Genomic DNA, 18,992 nt, shown 5'->3' with positions numbered 1-18,992 from the left:
CGGCAGCTCGACCGATCGACTTCCACGTCAGCAACGTCAAGGAGACATACACGTGAATGACATGCTCGAGGGACGCGTTGTAATCGTGACCGGAGCCGGCCGCGGTTTGGGGCGTGCACACGCTTTGGCTTTCGCGGCCGCAGGCGCCAAAGTTGTCGTCAACGATTTCGACCCAGGCAAAGATGGACGTCCGACGGGGGAGAGCCCGGCTGAGCAGGTCGTCGATACCATTCGGGCCGCGGGCGGCGAAGCGGTGGTCAACGGAGACGACATCGCGGACTGGGACGGTGCCGAGCGGCTCGTGAACACGGCCCTCGATGGCTTCGGACGCCTCGACGTTCTCGTCAACAACGGTGGATTTCTGCGTGACCGCATGCTCGCGACGATGAGCGAAGAAGAGTGGGATGCGGTCATCCGAGTGCATCTCAAAGGCCACTTCGCACCGATGCGTCATGCCAGCACCTATTGGCGCGCACAGGCGAAGGCAGGCAATGTCGTCGATGCCCGCATCATCAACACCAGCTCGGGTGCAGGTCTGCTGGGCAGCATCGGACAGGGAAACTACGCGGCGGCCAAAGCCGGCATCGCGGCGCTCACCATCCAGGCCGCAGCCGAGTTCGCTCGGTACGGAATCACCGTCAACGCGATCGCACCCGCTGCGCGTACTCGCATGACCGTCGGTGCGGGAGGCGCGATGGCAGAGACCATGGCGGCGCCCGAGGAAGGCTTCGACGCGATGGCGCCGGAGAACGTCTCTCCCTTGGTCGTGTGGCTGGGCAGCACAGCTTCCGCTCATGTCACCGGAAGGGTCTTCGAGGTCGAGGGCGGCAAAGTCTCTCTCGCCGACGGTTGGCGCCATGGGACCGTCATCGACAAGGGCGCCCGTTGGGATCCGGAGGAACTCGGACCGGTCGTCGACGAGCTGATCGGTGGTGCCGCACCGCCGACACCCGTGTACGGAGCCTGAACGCTCGCACTGCCTTTGCTCATCCATCGATTTCGACTCAATCCACTTTCAGGAGCCACACGTGCCCGAAGCTGTCATCGTCTCTGCCGCCCGTTCACCGATCGGACGCGCACGCAAGGGATCACTGCGGGATCTTCGCGCCGATGATCTCGCCGCCACCATCATTCATGCTGCACTGGACAAAATCCCGGCATTCGATCCTCGGGAACTGACCGACATCATGATCGGTTGTGCGCAGCCCGCAGGCGAGCAGGGTTACGGCCTCGCTCGCGTGATTTCCGTTCTTCTCGGTTACGACACCGTGCCCGGTACGACGGTGCAGCGATACTGCGCCTCCAGCCTCCAGACCACTCGGATGGCGTTCCATGCCATTCGCGCCGGCGAGGGCGACGCCTTCATCTCCGGTGGCGTGGAAATGGTCTCGCGTTTCGGACTGGGTAAGTCCGACGGGATGCCGGACACCAAGAACAGCAAGTTTGCGGCACCCGCAGAGCGCGCTGCAGCGCAGGCAGGCAGCACGTGGACGGATCCTCGCGAAGAGGGACTTGTCCCCGATGTCTACCTCGCAATGGGCGAGACCGCGGAAAACGTCGCGAGCCTTCGGTCCATCAGCCGTCGCGAGCAGGACGAATACGCCGCGCTCAGTCAGGCACGTGCTCAGGAGTCCATCGCTTCCGGATTCTTCGATCGCGAAATCACCCCCGTTCAGACTCCGGACGGACAGACGGTCTCTCGCGACGACGGCCCCCGCGCCGGTGTCGACGTCGATTCGCTGTCGACGCTCGAGCCGGTCTTCCGCCCGGATGGAACAGTCACAGCAGGAAACTGCTGCCCGGTCAACGACGGCGCAGCGGCCCTGGTCATCATGTCCGAGCAGCGAGCCAAGGATCTCGGGATCGAGCCGCTCGCACGCATCCTGTCGACCTCGGTTTCCGGAATATCTCCCGAAATCATGGGCTTGAGCCCGGTTGAAGCTACCCGTCGGGCCGTCGCTTCGGCAGGGTTGAACGTCAGCGATGTCGACCTGTTCGAGATCAACGAAGCCTTTGCCGCACAGGTCATTCCCAGCTACCGCGATTTGGGAGTCGACGTCGATCGGGTGAACGTGCACGGCGGTGCCATTGCACTCGGGCACCCGTTCGGTATGACCGGGGCCCGGATGACGGCGACGCTGCTCAACGCTCTTTCCTGGGGCGACAAGGAGATCGGCGTCGAGACCATGTGCGCAGCCGGTGGCCAGGGCATGGCAATGGTGGTTCAGCGCCTGAAGTAATTCATGGCCGTATGGTGCCCGCTAGTTCCGTTGGCCCAGAAGGGGCATGGTGGCGGGCACCATAGAGTCAACGCTCGAACAGTGCGCTGAGCGCGGGGCCGACGTCACGATAGGTGCGGATGACCTTGATGCGGCCGTGCCCGAGGCGAGCGAGATCGCGGCCGAGGTCTACGTCGTTCTCGCCAGAGGTGTCGAGCAGGATGTCCAGGCGCGGAATTTGCGCCGCGGTAGGGCGTGGATCGGGTCCGGCGTTGTGCACGCAGTCGGACAGCAGAACCACTCGCGAGTCCGGTGAGGACACTGTCCGTAGCAACCCGGCCGCGGTGTCGAGCGCGAACTGGACGTTGGTCAGACCGCGGGCTGGAATCCGCAGGACGGTATCGAGGATTCCGAGAGGTGTCATCGGGTCACCGAAGCGAGTGAGAACGGCTGCGTCGGAACAGAATGCGACCACGGCAAGGTTGTCGCGATTCAGTTCACCCGCGAGTGCGCCGACGGTCGCCGCGGCTGTCCGTACTCGTTCGCCCTTCATCGATCCGGAGATGTCGACGACAAGAACGACGGACCGTTTGGTGTGCAGGCGTTCTCGTACCACGATGTCTTCGTCCTCCGGCATCGGAATGGCAGCGAGCACATCGAGCGTGCGGTCGAGGTCGATCTCGTCGCTGCTGCCCCGGTATCGGATCGAGGTCAGTTCACCTACCCCGCGTCGGGCATGGGTGTCGCGACGGGGACGTCGGACAGCCAAGCGAGCAGCGATCTTTCGAGCGCGTGCTCGGGTTGCGGCATCGGACGCCGATTCCTGCGCGGTGGCTTCTGCGAGTGCGATCACCTCGGCAGTTTCCTCGGTGAGCCCCGGAGTCGACGGGTTGTTCTCCCCGGTAGTCATCCCCGGCCCAGGACGCCCGTCGGCGATGAGCACCGCGCCGGCCCCACCGCCGGGACGAAACAGTGACGGCGACTCGGTGAGTTGTTTCGGCCTGCGCCGCAACGGCTTCAACGCGCCGCCGGTGCCTCGGTTCCCGGGCCTACGGACCGGTGAGTCGGCAGTGACGGCTCTTCAACCGGGTGCCGCTGCGGCGGGGCGGAGCACGAAGTGGTCCTCCCAGATGGAGCGCAGAATCATTTCCGGTGTCGCACCCGAAGTCTCGTCGACGTGGATGCGTCCGGACAGTGCGAGCAGGATCGCGTCGAGCATCACCTGCTGGTAGCTCTCCGGTAGATCACGAGGGGGTTCTACGTCGGTACTCGCGGGGAGTTCGACGGAGCGGAGCAATGCCAACTGCTGTGCGATAAAGGTCAGATCGATCGCGCCGCGCACACTGCTGCCCTGCGTGATGTCCTCGTGCTCGCGCGTGGCTCGGGTGATCGCCACCGAATCTGCAATCAAGCGCGGGGAGTCGGATTCGGTTCGTAGTCCGACGATTCCACGTTCCGCCTCGGCATTCTGGTAACCGATGGCGAGCCTGCACAAGCGATCGTGCACGCTCGTCGACAATCGTGTGGTACCGACGTTGTCGTAGGGATTCATCGATGCGATCAAACGGAACGTCGGGAGGGCGTGCACGGTACCGACACGCGGGATGGCGATGCGTCGCTCTGCCATTGCGGTGAGCAGCGTGTTCAAGGTGTCTTCCGGTGCGCGGTTGAACTCCTCGATGTACAGAAATCCGCCGGTGCGCATGGCCTCGACAAGCGGCCCAGGCACGAAGTTGTCCTCGCTGTAGTCCTCGCGAAGAACTCGGGCAGGGTTGTGGTGGCCCACGATTCGGGCGGGCGTCAGGTCCGCGTTGCCCTCGACGAACAGTAACGGGATGTTCCACTCGGCGGTGATGGCACCGAGCAGAGTGCTCTTGCTGGTGCCGGGCGGACCCTCGATGAGGAGGTCCCGCCCGGCCGCAACCGCAGCCAACAGCAGATCGAGTTCGTGCTCTCGCCCGACGACGCGCGCCGCGATCCGGCCGCGGATCTCGACGATCGACAACGGAGCGAGCTGCGTCTTGCCATCGAGCTGTGCCATGGGTTCTGCTACTTCGCCAGGTATCCGGCATCGATGGGCAGTGTGACGCCTGTGACATAGCGGGCCTCGTCCGAGACGAGCCAGGCAATGGCGTTGCTGATATCGATGGACTCGATCATCGGGACGGGCAGGAGATTGCCCGCCAGCGCAATGGCTTCGGGGTTGGCGACGAGATAGTTCTGCATGGCCTCGTTGAGCACCATCGGGGTGCTCACTCCCGTCGGATGCACGCTGTTGACTCGAATGGAGTGCTGCGCCAGCCAACTGGTGAACGTACGCATCAGCCCGACGAGGGCGTGTTTGCTTGCCGCGTAACCGTCGGCCGCGCCCGATCCGGTGCCGCCTGCACCGGACAGGCCCTGGGTGGAACTCGTCAGGACGATGGATCCGCCCTGGCCCTTCTCGATCATGGAGGGTACGCCCACGTGGACGGTGTTCCACGCGCCGAACAGGTTGACCTCGATGACGTCTCGGAAGGTTTTGACGTGATCCGGGTTCACGGCACCCAGTGGTGCGATACCGGCATTGGCGAGAATGATGTCGATCGGACCCAATTCGGCGACCGCCCCATCGACCACATTCTTCAGCGCGTCGTAGTCACGGACGTCTGCTTCCGTGGCGATGATCCGCCGGTCGAGTGCCTCGACCTCCTTGACGGTCTGCGCGAGATCTTCCGGTGTTGCCAGGGGGTAGGGGACCGTATCGATCTGTGCGCAGATGTCGACGGCGATGATGTCGGCACCTTCTTGTGCGAGCTTGATGGCGTGGCTACGGCCTTGGCCGCGTGCTGCACCGGTGATGAAGGCTACTTTCCCGTCGAGCTTTCCCATGATCGAGCTTCCTTGTTGTCCGTCGATGAAATCAGTTCGAGCGCAGAACGCTTCGCCGAAGTGGACGAGGGCGTGGTGCGGCGCGATGTCCGTGTGGACACCCGCTCGAACGTATATGACACCGAGTGCAGGAGTGGGCGGATTGCTCGAAATTTCTAACTGCTGTTCAGCGTGTCGAGTAACTCGGTTACCGCTGCCCGCCCGGCCCGATTGGCGCCGATGGTGCTCGCCGACGGCCCGTACCCGAGCAGGTGCACGCGATGGTTCGCCGCGACACGGGTCGCGAGTCGGCCGTCCATGACGATTCCGCCGCCGGGCCCGCGCAATCGTAGCGGCGCCAAGTGGTCGAGCGCGCTGCGAAATCCGGTCGCCCACAGGATCACATCGGCATCCACGCTCGTACCGTCCTCCCACCGGACCCCGTTCGAGGTGATCTGCGAAAACATCGGTAGGCGTTTCAAGGCGCCCCGATTCCGCGCTGCCTTCAGACGATCGGTGAGCAGCAATCCGGTGACGGACACGACCGAGCCGGGCGGCAGTCCGCGTCGAACTCGATCCTCGACCATCGCGACGGCAGCTCGCCCGGCCTCGGGTCCGAAGTTCTCTTCGCGGAATTCCGGTTCGCGGCGCGTGACCCACGTCGTGCGGGTGACCTGAGAAATCTCGTCGAGCAGCTGGACGGCCGAGATGCCACCGCCGACGACGATCACGTGTTCGCCGGCGAATTCGCCTGCCGTTCGATAGTCCTTCGTATGCAGTTGCCGGCCGGCGAACAACTCGGCGCCCCGATAGTGCGGGATGAACGGTTTCTCCCACGTACCGGTGGCATTGATCAATCCTCGTGCCGACAGAACTGTCTCACCGGCTTCGATGCGGAAGCGTGGTTCGCGGCCGCAGACGACGTTCACCGTGACCGGCCGTCGCACCCGGAGGTCGAACTTGTTCTCGTAGGCGCGGTAGTAGCGAGGCACGGCCTGGGCTGCCACGACGGAGTCGGGGGCCTCACCGGTCAACGTATCGGCAAATTCCATTCCTGGCAGATCGTGGACCCTGTTGACGGTACTCAGCGTCAGTGACGGCCAGCGGTACTGCCATGCTCCACCCGGTGCGGGAGACCGGTCGAGCATCACGAAGTCTTCTTCGGCATGCAACCCTGCCCGATGCAGGTGGTAACCGGCCGACAGCCCGGCCTGTCCCGCGCCGATCACGGCAATATCCGTTTCGATCACATCGACCAGTAGATCAGCCCGCGCAGCACCACTGTCGCTACCGCTGGGTAACGTCTAGGTCATGATCGGACAGACTCGTGACGGCGATGTCGTCACACTCGAACTTCAGCGACCGGAACGCCGCAACGCGCTCGACACTGCACTGTGTGTGGCCCTGCGTGAGGGAATCGAAGACGCCGTCGCCGGCGACGCCAGAGTGATCGTCATCACGGGGCAGGGCTCGAGCTTCTGTGCAGGCGCCGATCTCAGTGGCGACTCGTTCCCGAGCGACTTCCCCGAGACCCTGAACACACTGCTGCAGACGGTCCAGAATGTCCCGATCCCGGTCATCGCCGCGGTCAACGGTCCAGCGGTCGGTGCCGGTACCCAGCTCGCCATCGCAAGCGATCTCCGGGTCGTCGCGGACGGTGGCTACTTCGAGATCCCCTCGACCCGCCTGGGTATCGCGGTCAACAACTGGACCATCAAGCGGCTCTCCTCGCTCGCAGGCGGCTCGGTCGCGCGCACGATCCTTCTCGGTGGTGAACGTCTGCATGCAGATCAGGCACATCACAGCGGACTCGCCAACAAGCGCGGAGGAGTGGACGTCGCGCAGCAGTGGGCACAGTCGATCACCGCGCTCGCGCCGCTGGCATTGCGGCACCTCAAGCTCGTCTTCAACGACGACGGTGCGCACGACGAGCCGAAGCCCGAGCAGTGGGAAGCGTTCGGCGCTGCGTGGAAGAGCGAGGACATGCAAGAAGCCCGGCGTGCACGCAACGAAAAGCGCCCGCCGAAGTTCCTCGGCCGCTAGCTGCCAACTGCCTTCCCGCGTGCGTATGCTTTTCACGTGAACCGGGAGGTGTGGTGAGCACCGAAGAGAATTCGCGCCTGCAGTACGAAGGGTCCGACGGCGTGCGACACGAGGTGATCCTCTCGCCCGAGCGCGTCCGACTCACCGTCGGACGTTCCCCGCAGGCAGACATCGCGTTCGAAAACGATCACGAGGTCTCACGGCTTCACGCGGCCATCGAGTGGATGGGAACGCACTGGACTCTCGTCGACGACGGATTGTCCAGAAACGGTACCTACCTGAACGGGGACAGGCTCGCCGGTAGGCGGAGTCTGCGGCAGGGAGACACAATCCGCATCGGTGGGTCGACTCTGACCTTCCGCGACTACTCCGGACTCCGCGACGAGGCCACTCGCATCGCCGCGGATCTCCCCAAGGCCAGGACACTGACCGACACTCAACGCGCCGTTCTCGTCGCGTTGTGCAGGCCCTACAAACACAATGCGACGTTTGCGAACCCGTCGTCGAATCAGCAGATCGCAGCGGAAATCTTCCTGAGCATCGATGCCGTCAAGACTCACCTGCGGGTCTTGTTCGCCAAGTTCGGGGTCGAGGACTTGCCGCAGAATCAGAAGAGAGTCAAACTCGCCGAACGTGCCCTGCAGAGCGGTGCCATCTCACAACGCGACCTGTAGGGCGGCGCCGGTAGTCGTTGTTGCGGCGGTCTCCGCTGCCACGACGAGAGTACGGATCGCGTCGGCTACTACTGCTGCGCGTTCGAGGATCACCATGTGCCCGGCGTTCTCGATGCTCACCATTCGGGCGGCGGGCAGTAGGGCTGCGATGGCATGCGAGTGACGGATGGGCGTCATCGAGTCCTCGGACCCACACAACACGAAGGTCGGTACGACGGCTAGGGCGGCAAGGCTCTTCCGCTCGTCGAAGTCGTGCAATGAGCCGAGGAATCCTGCCATCGTGACGACGGAGGTGTCGTTGAGCATCGCTGTTGCCAGCGCGACGACCCGTGGTCTGACCCGGCGGGATCCGCACCCGGCTGCCCGGACGATGGGGGCGCACACTCCCCGGCTCATGCGCTTGGTGATTCCCATGATCGACGGGGCGCGTCGAACCGCTGATTGGCACATCGTGACCAGCGGATGCGCGAGGCAGACACCGAGGCCCTCCTCTGCCAATCCCGAGGATGCGGTGGCGACCAATCCGACGCCTACCAGGCGTTCGCCAACTTCGCCCAGGTGCTGACGGGCGTAGGACATCGTGGCCATTCCACCCATCGAGTGACCGACGATCACGTATCTTCCGGTCGGGACAACCGCCCGTACCACTGCACCGAGGTCGCGACCGAGATTGTCGATCGTGTACGACTCTGCGTCGGAGGATCCGGATGCGCCATGTCCGCGGTGGTCGTAGAAGACCATCCGAACGTCCGCTCCCCATGACTGCTCCAGTTCGTCGCGTACGTCGAACCAGGATTCCATTCGTAGACAGTGACCGTGCACGAAGACCACGGTCAGGCCGGCATCGAGGCGTCCGCTCTCGTGAACGGCCAGCGTGGTGCCGTCGTCTGTCACGACTGTGCTGTGCCTGCGCTGTTCGTTCATGAGGGACTCCGATGTCTTCGATGGCCTCTAGTGGTGATTCGCGGGAACCGTCACTTGTGTTACCTACATCACTGTGCCGCGTAGCTTCTGGCAGCGGAATGCACCTGAGGGGGGTGGGGCCGCACCCCAGGGGGCACGATTTCCACCCTCGGGTGGGTAGTGACCAAACCATCTACCGCGCAGGATCGAACTACATAGAGGCGCAGGGTGAGCAGGGAGGACGGGGCGATGACCGATGTCGACGTCGTGGAGTTGCTCGAGGCGCAGGTAGCGCTGGCGGTAGTCGGAGACCGTGTAGCACTCGGCAAGGTCCTCGAGCTGGTACAACCGCGCCTGAAGCGTTACTGCGCTGCGCGTTTGGGCAATCTGGACGTCTCGGCCGACGACGTCGTGCAGGACGTATGTCTGGCGTTGGTGACTGCCGTTCCCAAGTACCGCGACATGGGGCGGCCGTTCATGGCGTTCGTGTTCGGCATCGCGTCACACAAACTGGCCGACGCAGGTCGACGTGCAACCATTCGGCGCGCCTACTCGCTCGAAGCGGTAACCGACGAATTGGTGTCGGAAGAAACGCCCGAGGACCGCGTTCTGGAAATCGAATTGCAGAGCCACGCGCAGGCGTTGATGGATACTCTGTCGGCGCAGCACCGAAAAATCATTCTGATGCGCGTCGTGTGGGGGATGACGGCCCCAGAGACAGGCCGTGCCCTGAATATGACCGCCGGGGCGGTTCGGGTAGCGCAGCACCGAGCGCTGAACAATCTGCGCTCGTCGTTGACCAACTTTTCTCTACTGTGTGCGTGAACGTGTATCGCCGAGCTGAGTGAACAACATTTTTATCAAGTGAACCCCCAAGCTCTTCCGAGAGCAAGGGGGTTCACTCGAGAAAAAGGGTGCGCGGTCAGCGGCACACGCACCCCGGGCCGACTAGACCGTCCGCGTCAATCGATCGGCAAGCAAGCGGGAGAACTTGGCAGGGTCCTTGAGTTCGGTGCCCTCGGCGAGCAATGCTGTCGCATACAGCAACTCGGCTGTCTCTGAGAGGTTCGGGTCCTCGCTGCGATCCTCGCGAGCCTTCTTCAGACCCTTCACCAGATCGTGAGTCGGGTTGAGTTCGAGGATGCGCTTGGACGGCGGAAGGAACTGTCCCGACGCCTTGTACATCTTCTCGAGTTGCGGCGAGAAGCTGAACTCGTCGCCGACGACACAGGCAGGTGAGGTGGTCAGACGTGAAGAGAGGCGAACCTCTTTCACGTCGTCACCGAGAGTCTCGGTCATCCACGTCAGCAGGTCGGCGAAGTCCTTGTCCTGCTCTTCGCGCTGGGCCTCGGCTTCCTTCTTCTCCTCCTCGGTGTCCAGGTCGACCTCGCCCTTGGATATCGACTGGAACGCCTTGCCGTCGAAGTCAGGGACGTTTCCGACCCACACTTCGTCGACCGAGTCGGTCAGCAACAGCACTTCGAGGCCGCGAGCCTTGAAGGCTTCCATGTGCGGGGAGCTTTCGATCTGCGAACGGGACTCGCCCGTCATGTAGTAGATCTGCTCCTGGCCGTCCTTCATTCGATCGACGTACTCGGCCAGCGTCGTGACGCCGTCCTCGGAGTTCGTGGAAGCGAAAGACGAAATGCCCAAGAGGGTTTCGCGATTGTCGTTGTCCGAGATCAGGCCTTCCTTGATCGCGCGACCGAACTGCAACCAGAAGGTCTTGTACTTCTCGGGCTGCTCGGCCTGCATTTCCTTGATCGTCGCGAGCACCTTACGGGTGAGGCGACGGCGGATCGCGCGAATCTGCCTGTCCTGCTGCAGGATTTCGCGGGAGACGTTGAGCGAGAGATCTGCAGCGTCGACGACACCGCGGACGAAACGCAGGTATTCGGGCATCAACTCCTCGCAGTCGTCCATGATGAAGACGCGCTTGACGTACAGATGTACGCCGGTCTTGCCCTCGCGCATGAACAGGTCGAACGGTGCCTGCGACGGAATGAACAGCAGCGCTTGGTATTCGAAAGTGCCCTCGGCCTTGAACGGGATGACCTCGAGTGGCTCGTCCCAGGCGTGGCTCACATGCTTGTAGAACTCCTTGTACTCCTCTTCGGACACTTCGTCCTTGGAGCGGGTCCACAGTGCCTTCTGGGAGTTGACGGTTTCCGTCTCGATTGTGACGGTCTCTTCGCCACCCTCGCCGTTCTCGTCTTTCGGACTCGTGACCCGCTTCTCCACATCGATGCGGATGGGCCAGGCGATGAAGTCGGAGTACTTCTTGACGAGTTCCTTGACCTTGCGCTCGTCTGCGTAGTCGTGGAGATGGTCCTCCTCGTCCGCAGGCTTGAGGTGCAGAGTCACCGAGCTGCCCTGAGGTGCGTCCTCGACGTCACTGATCTCGTAGGTGCCCTCGCCGGTGGACTCCCACTTGGTTGCCGTGGCCTCGCCTGCCCGACGCGTCAGCAGTGTCACCTTCTCGGCGACCATGAACGTCGAGTAGAAGCCGATGCCGAACTGTCCGATCAGCTCTTCGGAGGCTGCTGCGTCCTTGGCTTCTTTGAGCTTCTTGCGTACTTCTGCGGTGCCCGACTTGGCGAGCGTGCCGATGAGGTCGATGACCTCCGCACGCGACATGCCGATGCCGTTGTCGCGGATGGTGAGTGTGCGTGCCTGTTTGTCGATGTCGAGTTCGATGTGCAGATCGGAGACGTCGACGTCGAGGTCTTTGTTCTGATACGACTCGAGGCGCAGCTTGTCGAGTGCATCGGAGGAGTTGGAAATCAGCTCGCGTAGAAAGCTGTCCTTGTTGGAGTAGATGGAGTGAACCATCAAGTCGAGGAGCTGTCGCGTCTCCGCCTGAAATTCCCGCTGTTCGGTGGTCATGGGTAGGTGAGATCTCCTTCTAGGGCAAACGGTCGCCGAATATTCTAGTGCAAGGCTACTTCTGCGCGCATATGGCGAGCCGGCCGCACCTCGCGCGAAGCGCGGCTGACCTACTGTGGTGCGGTGACGAAGAAAACGATAGTGCCGATCGCGCTCGCAACTGCCGGCGCGGCGTGGCTGACCAGGGCTGCCTGGGGTTTTCCGGCGCAGCTGGGAGCCGGGCCCGCGAAGATCGCCCCGTATGCGGCGGGCTCCTCGCGATATCGTGACCGACGTTTCCACAATTCCGAACCGAGTTCGAGCTTCACCGGCGGCGACGAGTCGATCCTGCGGTCGCTGCTGCGCGGTCGTTCGCAGGGGCGGCCGAGCCGTCCGGTTCCGCTCGCCCCGCTGATCGCCCCCGTCGATGCCGGCGATATCGCAGTGACTTGGTACGGGCATTCGAGCGTCCTCATCGAGATCGACGGAGTCCGAGTGTTGGCCGATCCAGTGTGGAGCAACCGGGTATCTCCGTCCACGGTCGTCGGACCCGCACGATTGCATCCGACCCCCGCGCCGCTCGACGCGTTGCCACGTGTCGACGTGATCGTCATTTCCCACGATCATTACGACCATCTCGACAAGACGACCGTGCAGCAGCTCGCGGGCCTGCACGATGCACCGTTCGTCGTACCGGTCGGGATCGGCGCTCACCTTCTTCGGTGGCGAATTCCTCAGGACCGAATCATCGAGCTGGATTGGGACGAGCAGACCCAGGTCGCCGGATTGACCATCACGTGCACCGAGGCGCGGCACTTCTCCGGACGTGGGCTCAGGCGGGATCTGACGCAGTGGGCGTCGTGGGCCTTCGCCGGCGCCTCGCACCGCGTCTTCTTCGGCGGCGACACCGGATACACCACCAAATTCGCCGAAATCGGTGCCAAGTACGGCCCCTTCGATCTCACGTTGTTGCCGGTCGGGGCCTACGACCCGCGCTGGGCAGACATTCACATGAATCCCGAGGAAGCGGTGCGCGCACACGGAGACCTCGGCGGCGACGTCCTGGTTCCCGTGCATTGGGCGACTTTCAATTTGGCGTTCCATCCGTGGTCGGAGCCGATCGTCCGATTGACCGCGGCGGCCGAGCCGTCGGGTGTGAAGGTTTCGGTCCCGATGCCTGGTCAACGGGTGGACCTCGCGCGAGGGTCGACCGGCGACCGTTGGTGGGCCCGGCTCGGCTGATCGACGGCCTAGTCTTACTGCCATGTCGATCGAAACGGACGCTCAGCGCAAGAACGGACTCACCGAAGCCGAGGTGGCGACACTTCGGTCCGAGGGCAAGTCCAACGACGTCCCGGCCCGCGCAAGCCGGTCTGTCAAGGAAATCGTTCGTGGCAACGTCTTCACCCGCATCAACGCGATTCTGGGTGTCCTACTGGCCATCGTGCTGTCGACGGGTTCGATCATCGACGGCATGTTCGGGCTGCTGATCGTCGCCAACAGCGGTATCGGCATCATCCAGGAGATTCGAGCCAAGAGAACTCTCGACGCGCTTGCGATCGTCGGGCAGAGCAAGCCGGTCGTCAGGCGTGATGGTGAGGCCAGAGAAGTCGCGCCGGACGAGGTGGTGCTCGGTGACATCATCGAGCTGGGTTCGGGTGATCAGATCGTCGTGGACGGGGTGGCGATCGAATCGGACAGTCTCGAGATCGACGAATCGCTGCTGACAGGTGAGGCCGACACCATTCATAAGCAGGTCGACGACGAGGTGTTGTCGGGGAGTTTCGTCGTCGCGGGGAGTGGTGCCTACCGGGCGACGAAGGTCGGTCACGATGCCTATGCCGCCAAGCTTGCCGACGAGGCCAGCAAGTTCACTCTCGTACATTCCGAACTGCGTAGCGGCATCGACAAGATTTTGAAGTTCATCACCTATCTGATGATTCCGGCGGGCACCCTGATCATCTACAACCAGTTGTTCTCGAGCGGACAGTCTCTCGGACCTGCGCTGAACGGCATGGTCGCGGCGTTGGTCCCGATGGTTCCCGAGGGCCTGGTACTGATGACCTCGATCGCGTTCGCCGTCGGAGTGGTCCGACTCGGCCGGCGGCAGTGTCTCGTGCAGGAACTGCCCGCGATCGAGGGTCTCGCGCGCGTGGATGTGGTGTGCGCCGACAAGACCGGAACGCTCACCGAGAACGGTATGCGTCTGGCCGAACTGCGGGTCGTGAATCCAGATGATGCCGAGGTCCTTCCTCAGGTTCTCGCTGCGCTGGCGAACGACGATCCGCGGCCGAACGCGAGCGTGCTCGCCATTGCCGAGGCGTACCCCGACGCTCCCGGTTGGACGCAGACCGCGGTAGCTCCGTTCTCCTCGGCCAAGAAGTGGAGCGGATTGTCCTACGGCGACAACGGGGATTGGCTGCTCGGCGCGCCGGATGTACTGCTCGACCCGGAATCGGATACTGCGCGTGCGGCCGAGGAAGCCGGATCGGCCGGTCTGCGAGTCCTGTTGTTGGCGAGCAGCAACCTCCCCGTCGACGACCCCTCCGCCCCGGGGGAGGTGACGCCCCGCGCACTGATCGTTCTCGAACAGAAAGTGCGCACGGATGCCCGTGAAACGCTCGGATTCTTCGCAAGCCAGTCCGTTGCAGTCAAGGTCATCTCCGGTGACAACGCGGTCTCGGTCGGAGCTGTTGCCAGTTCGCTCGGTCTGACGAGTTCGCCGATCGACGGACGCGATCTGCCGGAGAACTCGGAAGATTTGGCCGACACCGTAGAGAATTCGACGACTTTCGGACGGGTCCGGCCGGATCAGAAACGAGCGATGGTCGGCGCGTTGCAGTCGCGCGGGCACACCGTCGCGATGACCGGCGACGGAGTCAACGACGTCCTGGCACTCAAGGATGCCGACATCGGTGTGGCAATGGGCTCGGGTAGCGCGGCAACTCGTGCCGTCGCGCAGATCGTGTTGTTGGACAACAAGTTCGCGACACTTCCGTATGTGGTCGGCGAAGGCCGCCGGGTGATCGGCAACATCGAGCGCGTATCGAATCTGTTTCTGACCAAGACCGTCTACTCGGTGTTGCTGGCGTTCCTCATCGGACTGACCGGGGTGTTGTCGCAGATCTTCCATTTCGAACCGATTCCGTATCCGTTCCTCCCGCGGCACGTGACCATTGCGGCCTGGTTCACAATCGGTATTCCGGCATTCGTTCTCTCGCTCGCACCCAACAACGAACGTGCCCGAACCGGCTTCGTGTCCCGCGTGATGCGCTTGGCGATTCCCTCCGGCGTGATCGTCGGTGTCGCGACGTTCGTGTCGTATCTGCTCGCCTACCAGGGCGCCGACGCCACCGAAGCGCAAACCGTCCAGGCCAGTACGACAGCATTGATCACGTTGATCATGATCGCGCTATGGGTGCTCGCGGTCGTCGCAAGACCGTACGTGTGGTGGAAGATCGTACTGCTCACGGGATCGGTAGTCGGCTATCTACTGCTGTTCACCATTCCTTTCTGCCGCACGTTCTTCAAACTCGACCCCTCGAATGTCGCTATGACGACGTCGGCGATCGTCATCGGGGCCGTGGGTATCGTCGCGGTCGAGGCGGCCTGGTGGATCAGTGCCGCTCTGCACGGTGAAAAGCGTCGACTGTTCGGTGCCATGCCGGTGGGCGGCGCGACGTAGTCTTGTTGCCATCCACGAATGAAAAGGAGCGGTAATGAGTTTTGCAGATTCGTTGAAGGGCCTTATCGACAAGGGGCAGAAAGCTGCCGCCGAGAATTCGGACAAGATCGAGCAGGCCGTGGACAAAGCCGGAGACTTCGTCGACAAGAAGACCGGCGGCAAGTACGCCGACCAGGTCGACAAGGTTCAGGACGCCGCAAAGAACGCCATTCCGGACAAGTAATGAATTCTCGCCGCCCGTGTGTGCGTAGTCGGCACCGACCGAGTACACACGGGCGCTCGGTGGACGGCACAATCTGGGGTCCGTTGCAACCTTCGTCCCGGGCGTGCCACCAGAATTCAAGAACGTCAGGTGTGGCCCACGGTCGACCTTCTGCTCGAGGCGTTCGTGTTCGCGTACATGGGTCTGCAACTGAAGTTCGTCATCGAGGATGTTCGAGCCGACGGCCTACCGGTGCTGCACATCTTCGCGTATGCGCTCTTGATTCTCGCCTTCGTCGTCGCGGTCGGCACGTTGTCGATTCAAGGGCTGACGCTTCCTTACCTGATCCGTCGCTTGGACGTTGCCGACCCACACGAGAAGCAACAGAACGACGAGCAGTGGGCTCTCGCGCGGACCATTTCCCGCACAGCGGCCGAAACGTACATGAGGGGCGCTGCGCGCGAGGGACTTCCGGGTGTGAGGCAAGAATCCGTCGATGCCGTTCTCGAACGAGTAAGAAGATCCGTTCGCGCCCGAATGGACGCCGACGAAACCGAGGACCATGAGGAACGGGCAGCCGCTGCAGGGGCACTGTTCGATGCGCTTCGCCGAAACGTTCTGGTGGCGCAGCGTGCCGCCCTTGTCCAAGCGCGAGACTCCGGCGAGCTCGACGACGAGGTTCTTCGAGACGTCCTCGACGGTCTCGACGTCGAAGAGGCTGCTGCCGAGGCTCGCATCGATCGTAGGAGCAGGTAGATGCGCAGGACGAAAATGGCGGCCTTTTCGGCGCTGACCCTATCGGTGCTGACCCTGGCTGCCTGCGCTCAGCCCCAAGCGGTGACATTCCCACCCGCTCACGCTCCCGTTCCTGCTGCGCCGGTCGGCGCCGAGCGCGGTTCGATCGTCTCCTCGATCGAGATTGGGCATACCGATCTTGCGGTCCGCGTCCTCGGTGCCACCGCCACCCGCGTCGTGTATCGGTCGACATCGCGAACGGGAGATACCGGCACCGAGGTGTCGGGAGTGGTGTTCGTGCCTAAAGGGGCTCCGCCCGCAGGTGGCTGGCCGATCGTGTCCGTCGGACACGGCACGACCGGGGTCACCGACGAATGCGCGCCCTCGCTCTACCCGAACCTGTTGGGCACCATCGGCACGGTAGCGCCGTTCCTCGAACGCGGCATGGTGGTCACGATGACCGATTACGAAGGCCTCGGGACGCCGGGGAAGCATCCCTATCTCGATCCCGATGCAGCGGCCCACAACATCATCGATGCCGTCCGAGCAGCCCGCAATGTCGTGCCCGATACCGGAACCAGATGGGGTGCCGTCGGTAACTCGCAAGGTGGACAAGCGGTGTGGGCCGCTGCCGAGCGCACGGACTACGGCGACGGTCTCGAACTCGTCGGCAGTGCTGCGCTGTCGCCTGTTCTCGATCTCGCCCCCATGTTCGATCTCGACGCGTCGAACACTCTTGCTCGAATGCTGTTGGTCCCTTTTCTGGTGGACGGGCTCCGCTCACAGCAGCCGGACGTTTCCGACTCCGATTACATCAGCGGCGCGCTGGTGACAGATCAGCGAGCCCTGACGGCGTGCACGGACCTGCTCGGTTTCCAGAAGGCGGAAGCAGCAACGCGATTGATGCCGAGTGACGCGAAGCCTGCTACCGAGGCTGCCCGCATCACGATGGTCGACTGGTTGCGTTCGGTAGCACTGCCACGAACCCCGACTGGTGCCCCGCTGTTGGTCGTCGTCGGCGAGCAGGATCAACTGATCGACCCGAAATGGACACAGGACGCCGTCACACAGGCATGCTCGATGGGTGACGTCGTCGAGCTTCGTCGATCGCCGGACCAGGGTCATTCCGATCAAGGCGCGACGAACGACGCAGTCGAGTGGCTCAGCGGTCGTCTCGCGGGACAACTTGCAAGTGATACCTGCCAGGGAGGCTGAAGGATGCTCGATCGACCGACACCAGAGGCCGCCGAGCCACTGCTGATGTTGCGCGCGCTGTGCATGGCACTGCCGGAGGCAACCGAACGCGTCAGTCACGGCGAGCCTGCATGGTTCGTCCGTAAGTCACCGCAATTCGTCATGTTCGCCGACCATCATCACGACGACCGCATCGGGTTCGTGGCAGCAGCTCCTGCCGGGGCGCAACAGGATTGGATCGCTCGTGATGGGAGCCGATTCTACGATCCACCGTACGTCGGCGGTCGCGGCTGGATCGGGGTGTACCTCGACGTCGAACAGGACTGGGAGCAGATCGCCGATATCGTCGAGGATGCGTACCGAACCGTCGCGCCGCGAACGCTCATCACCCAACTCGATGCGGAGCGGCAACCGGAGTGAGTTCTGCGCTCATGTGGTTCGCCGTGATCGTGGCGTTCGCAGTCGTCGCCATCGCTGTGATCGGCCTGCGGGGGCGCCGCGCACTGACGACGCCGGAGGAGCGGGCAGTCCATTCGACATTGCACACTGCCTCACTTGCGGCACGACCACTTCGGCAGGGACTGGCTGTGGAATCCGCAGCCGAGGCGGCCCCTCATCTACGTGCACTGACCGGGACCGACGCACTCGGGGTAAGCGACGCGGACGGTGAACTGTTGACCTGGAACGGCCCCTACGACGAGCTGTCGGAGCTCTTTCACCAAGCCGCTCGACGCGCGATCGACGGCGAGCGTCGGGTGCTGTTGGCGTATCCGCTCGGCGGGGACCATGCGGTACGTGCGTTGATCGCCCAGCCTTTGCTCATCGAGGACGTCGGGGTGGTCGGTGTTCTCGGTGCCGTCACCACGAAGGTGCCGGGACCCGGCATGCTCGGTGCTATCGCCGAGGTCGCGCGCTATGCGTGTGGCCAGATCGAACTCGCCGAACTCGACGCATCCCGCGCGAGGTTGGATCGTGCCGAGGTTCGGGCGCTCCGAGCTCAGATCAGCCCACATTTCATATACAACGCGCTCGGCACCATTGCCTCGTTCGTGCGAACGGATCCTGATCGGGCACGTGAACTGGTACTCGAGTTCGCCGACTTCACGCGATACTCGTTCCGAACCGCAGGAGAGTTCACCGTCCTCGCCGACGAGTTGCGCAACATCGACCGGTACCTGACGCTCGAACGCGCACGCTTCGGCGACGCGCTCCAGGTGACGCTGCAGGTAGCTCCTGAGGTCTTGGGCGTCGCGCTGCCGTTCCTGGCGCTGCAACCGCTGGTGGAGAACGCCGTACGGCACGGGCTCGCAGGCCACCCCGGCGGCGGCAGCATCACGATCGTGGCGGCCGACGAGGGCACCGACTGTTTGATCAGCGTCGAGGACGACGGCGTCGGGATGGATCCGGAACTGCTGCGCGCAGGTTTCCCGAGCGCCGACTCCGAAGGGTCGACCCACGCTCACGTCGGGCTGTCGAACGTCGACGACCGGTTGCGTGCTGCTTTCGGCAACGACTACGGCCTCGTCGTCGACACTGCGCCGGGATCGGGTACGAAGGTGAGCATGCGGGTGCCGAAGTTCAAAGCAGGTATTCGAGCGTGACCTTCATCTGGCAACATGAGC

General features: G+C 63.3%; 17 protein-coding genes and 1 pseudogene. 12 read left to right on the top strand and 6 right to left on the bottom strand.

Annotated elements, in window-relative coordinates; genetic code table 11:
• The first annotated feature begins 52 nt into the window (after positions 1 to 52).
• The gene (locus tag BJI47_RS02460) at positions 53 to 967 is read left to right on the top strand and encodes an SDR family oxidoreductase (RefSeq protein ID WP_088942310.1); all 915 of its coding nucleotides are present in this window, start codon (positions 53 to 55) and stop codon (positions 965 to 967) included.
• 61 nt (positions 968 to 1,028) lie between these two features.
• The gene (locus BJI47_RS02455; RefSeq protein WP_088942227.1) at positions 1,029 to 2,240 is read left to right on the top strand and encodes an acetyl-CoA C-acetyltransferase; all 1,212 of its coding nucleotides are present in this window, start codon (positions 1,029 to 1,031) and stop codon (positions 2,238 to 2,240) included.
• A 67-nt stretch (positions 2,241 to 2,307) separates the two neighbouring features.
• On the opposite strand, the gene BJI47_RS02450 is transcribed toward BJI47_RS02455, so the two are convergent.
• From BJI47_RS02450 to BJI47_RS02435, 4 genes are all read right to left on the bottom strand, one after another.
• On the bottom strand, positions 2,308 to 3,231 hold the full coding sequence (locus BJI47_RS02450) for a VWA domain-containing protein (RefSeq protein WP_088942309.1): 924 nt from the start codon (positions 3,229 to 3,231) through the stop codon (positions 2,308 to 2,310).
• 69 nt (positions 3,232 to 3,300) lie between these two features.
• The gene (locus BJI47_RS02445) at positions 3,301 to 4,260 is read right to left on the bottom strand and encodes a MoxR family ATPase (RefSeq protein WP_088942226.1); all 960 of its coding nucleotides are present in this window, start codon (positions 4,258 to 4,260) and stop codon (positions 3,301 to 3,303) included.
• A gap of 8 nt (positions 4,261 to 4,268) precedes the next feature.
• On the bottom strand, positions 4,269 to 5,090 hold the full coding sequence (locus BJI47_RS02440; protein WP_088942225.1) for a mycofactocin-coupled SDR family oxidoreductase: 822 nt from the start codon (positions 5,088 to 5,090) through the stop codon (positions 4,269 to 4,271).
• A gap of 155 nt (positions 5,091 to 5,245) precedes the next feature.
• Positions 5,246 to 6,319, bottom strand: a complete 1,074-nt coding sequence (locus BJI47_RS02435; RefSeq protein WP_176224636.1) for an NAD(P)-binding domain-containing protein — start codon at positions 6,317 to 6,319, stop codon at positions 5,246 to 5,248.
• Positions 6,320 to 6,380: 61 nt separating this feature from the next.
• Here BJI47_RS02435 and BJI47_RS02430 point away from each other — a divergent pair, with 61 nt between their 5' ends.
• Together BJI47_RS02430 and BJI47_RS02425 are read left to right on the top strand one after the other, a co-directional pair.
• Positions 6,381 to 7,112, top strand: coding sequence for an enoyl-CoA hydratase (locus tag BJI47_RS02430; protein ID WP_088942223.1), 732 nt, complete (start codon positions 6,381 to 6,383; stop codon positions 7,110 to 7,112).
• Positions 7,113 to 7,189: 77 nt separating this feature from the next.
• A complete protein-coding gene (locus BJI47_RS02425; RefSeq protein WP_254900340.1) occupies positions 7,190 to 7,786 on the top strand; it encodes an FHA domain-containing protein in 597 nt (198 codons plus the stop codon).
• Here the strand turns inward: BJI47_RS02425 and BJI47_RS02420 are convergent.
• On the bottom strand, positions 7,769 to 8,710 hold the full coding sequence (locus BJI47_RS02420; RefSeq protein WP_088942222.1) for an alpha/beta fold hydrolase: 942 nt from the start codon (positions 8,708 to 8,710) through the stop codon (positions 7,769 to 7,771). The two genes, BJI47_RS02425 and BJI47_RS02420, sit on opposite strands and share 18 nt — an antisense overlap.
• A gap of 228 nt (positions 8,711 to 8,938) precedes the next feature.
• Between BJI47_RS02420 and shbA the strand changes: the two genes are divergently transcribed.
• Positions 8,939 to 9,514, top strand: a complete 576-nt coding sequence (shbA, locus tag BJI47_RS02415) for an RNA polymerase sigma factor ShbA (protein WP_088942307.1) — start codon at positions 8,939 to 8,941, stop codon at positions 9,512 to 9,514.
• A 123-nt stretch (positions 9,515 to 9,637) separates the two neighbouring features.
• Here shbA and htpG read toward each other — a convergent pair whose 3' ends face one another.
• Positions 9,638 to 11,575: a molecular chaperone HtpG gene (gene htpG / locus BJI47_RS02410; protein ID WP_088942221.1), complete on the bottom strand. Its 1,938-nt coding sequence runs from the start codon at positions 11,573 to 11,575 to the stop codon at positions 9,638 to 9,640.
• 123 nt (positions 11,576 to 11,698) lie between these two features.
• Between htpG and BJI47_RS02405 the strand changes: the two genes are divergently transcribed.
• The 7 genes and pseudogenes from BJI47_RS02405 to BJI47_RS02375 all read left to right on the top strand — a co-directional run bounded on the left by BJI47_RS02405 (position 11,699) and on the right by BJI47_RS02375 (position 18,971).
• Positions 11,699 to 12,796 (top strand): MBL fold metallo-hydrolase, encoded by a 1,098-nt coding sequence (locus BJI47_RS02405; RefSeq protein ID WP_088942220.1) that lies wholly within the window; start codon positions 11,699 to 11,701, stop codon positions 12,794 to 12,796.
• A 22-nt stretch (positions 12,797 to 12,818) separates the two neighbouring features.
• Positions 12,819 to 15,239, top strand: coding sequence for an HAD-IC family P-type ATPase (locus tag BJI47_RS02400; RefSeq protein WP_088942219.1), 2,421 nt, complete (start codon positions 12,819 to 12,821; stop codon positions 15,237 to 15,239).
• A gap of 34 nt (positions 15,240 to 15,273) precedes the next feature.
• Positions 15,274 to 15,462 (top strand): antitoxin, encoded by a 189-nt coding sequence (locus BJI47_RS02395; protein ID WP_088942218.1) that lies wholly within the window; start codon positions 15,274 to 15,276, stop codon positions 15,460 to 15,462.
• A gap of 105 nt (positions 15,463 to 15,567) precedes the next feature.
• Positions 15,568 to 16,197 (top strand): annotated as a pseudogene (locus BJI47_RS02390) (hypothetical protein); the annotation flags it as partial.
• Entirely contained in the window at positions 16,198 to 17,391 is a 1,194-nt protein-coding gene (locus BJI47_RS02385; RefSeq protein WP_088942217.1) for a lipase family protein, read from the top strand. It abuts the pseudogene before it with no gap.
• Positions 17,392 to 17,394: 3 nt separating this feature from the next.
• Positions 17,395 to 17,790, top strand: coding sequence for an MmcQ/YjbR family DNA-binding protein (locus BJI47_RS02380; protein WP_088942216.1), 396 nt, complete (start codon positions 17,395 to 17,397; stop codon positions 17,788 to 17,790).
• Between the two features lie 11 nt (positions 17,791 to 17,801).
• Positions 17,802 to 18,971 (top strand): sensor histidine kinase, encoded by a 1,170-nt coding sequence (locus BJI47_RS02375; protein WP_088942306.1) that lies wholly within the window; start codon positions 17,802 to 17,804, stop codon positions 18,969 to 18,971.
• Positions 18,972 to 18,992: the final 21 nt, after the last annotated feature.

It is taken from the genome of Rhodococcus sp. 1168, assembly GCF_002091955.1.
Lineage (GTDB): Bacteria > Actinomycetota > Actinomycetes > Mycobacteriales > Mycobacteriaceae > Rhodococcoides.
This window is presented reverse-complemented; position numbering and strand designations above follow the sequence as displayed.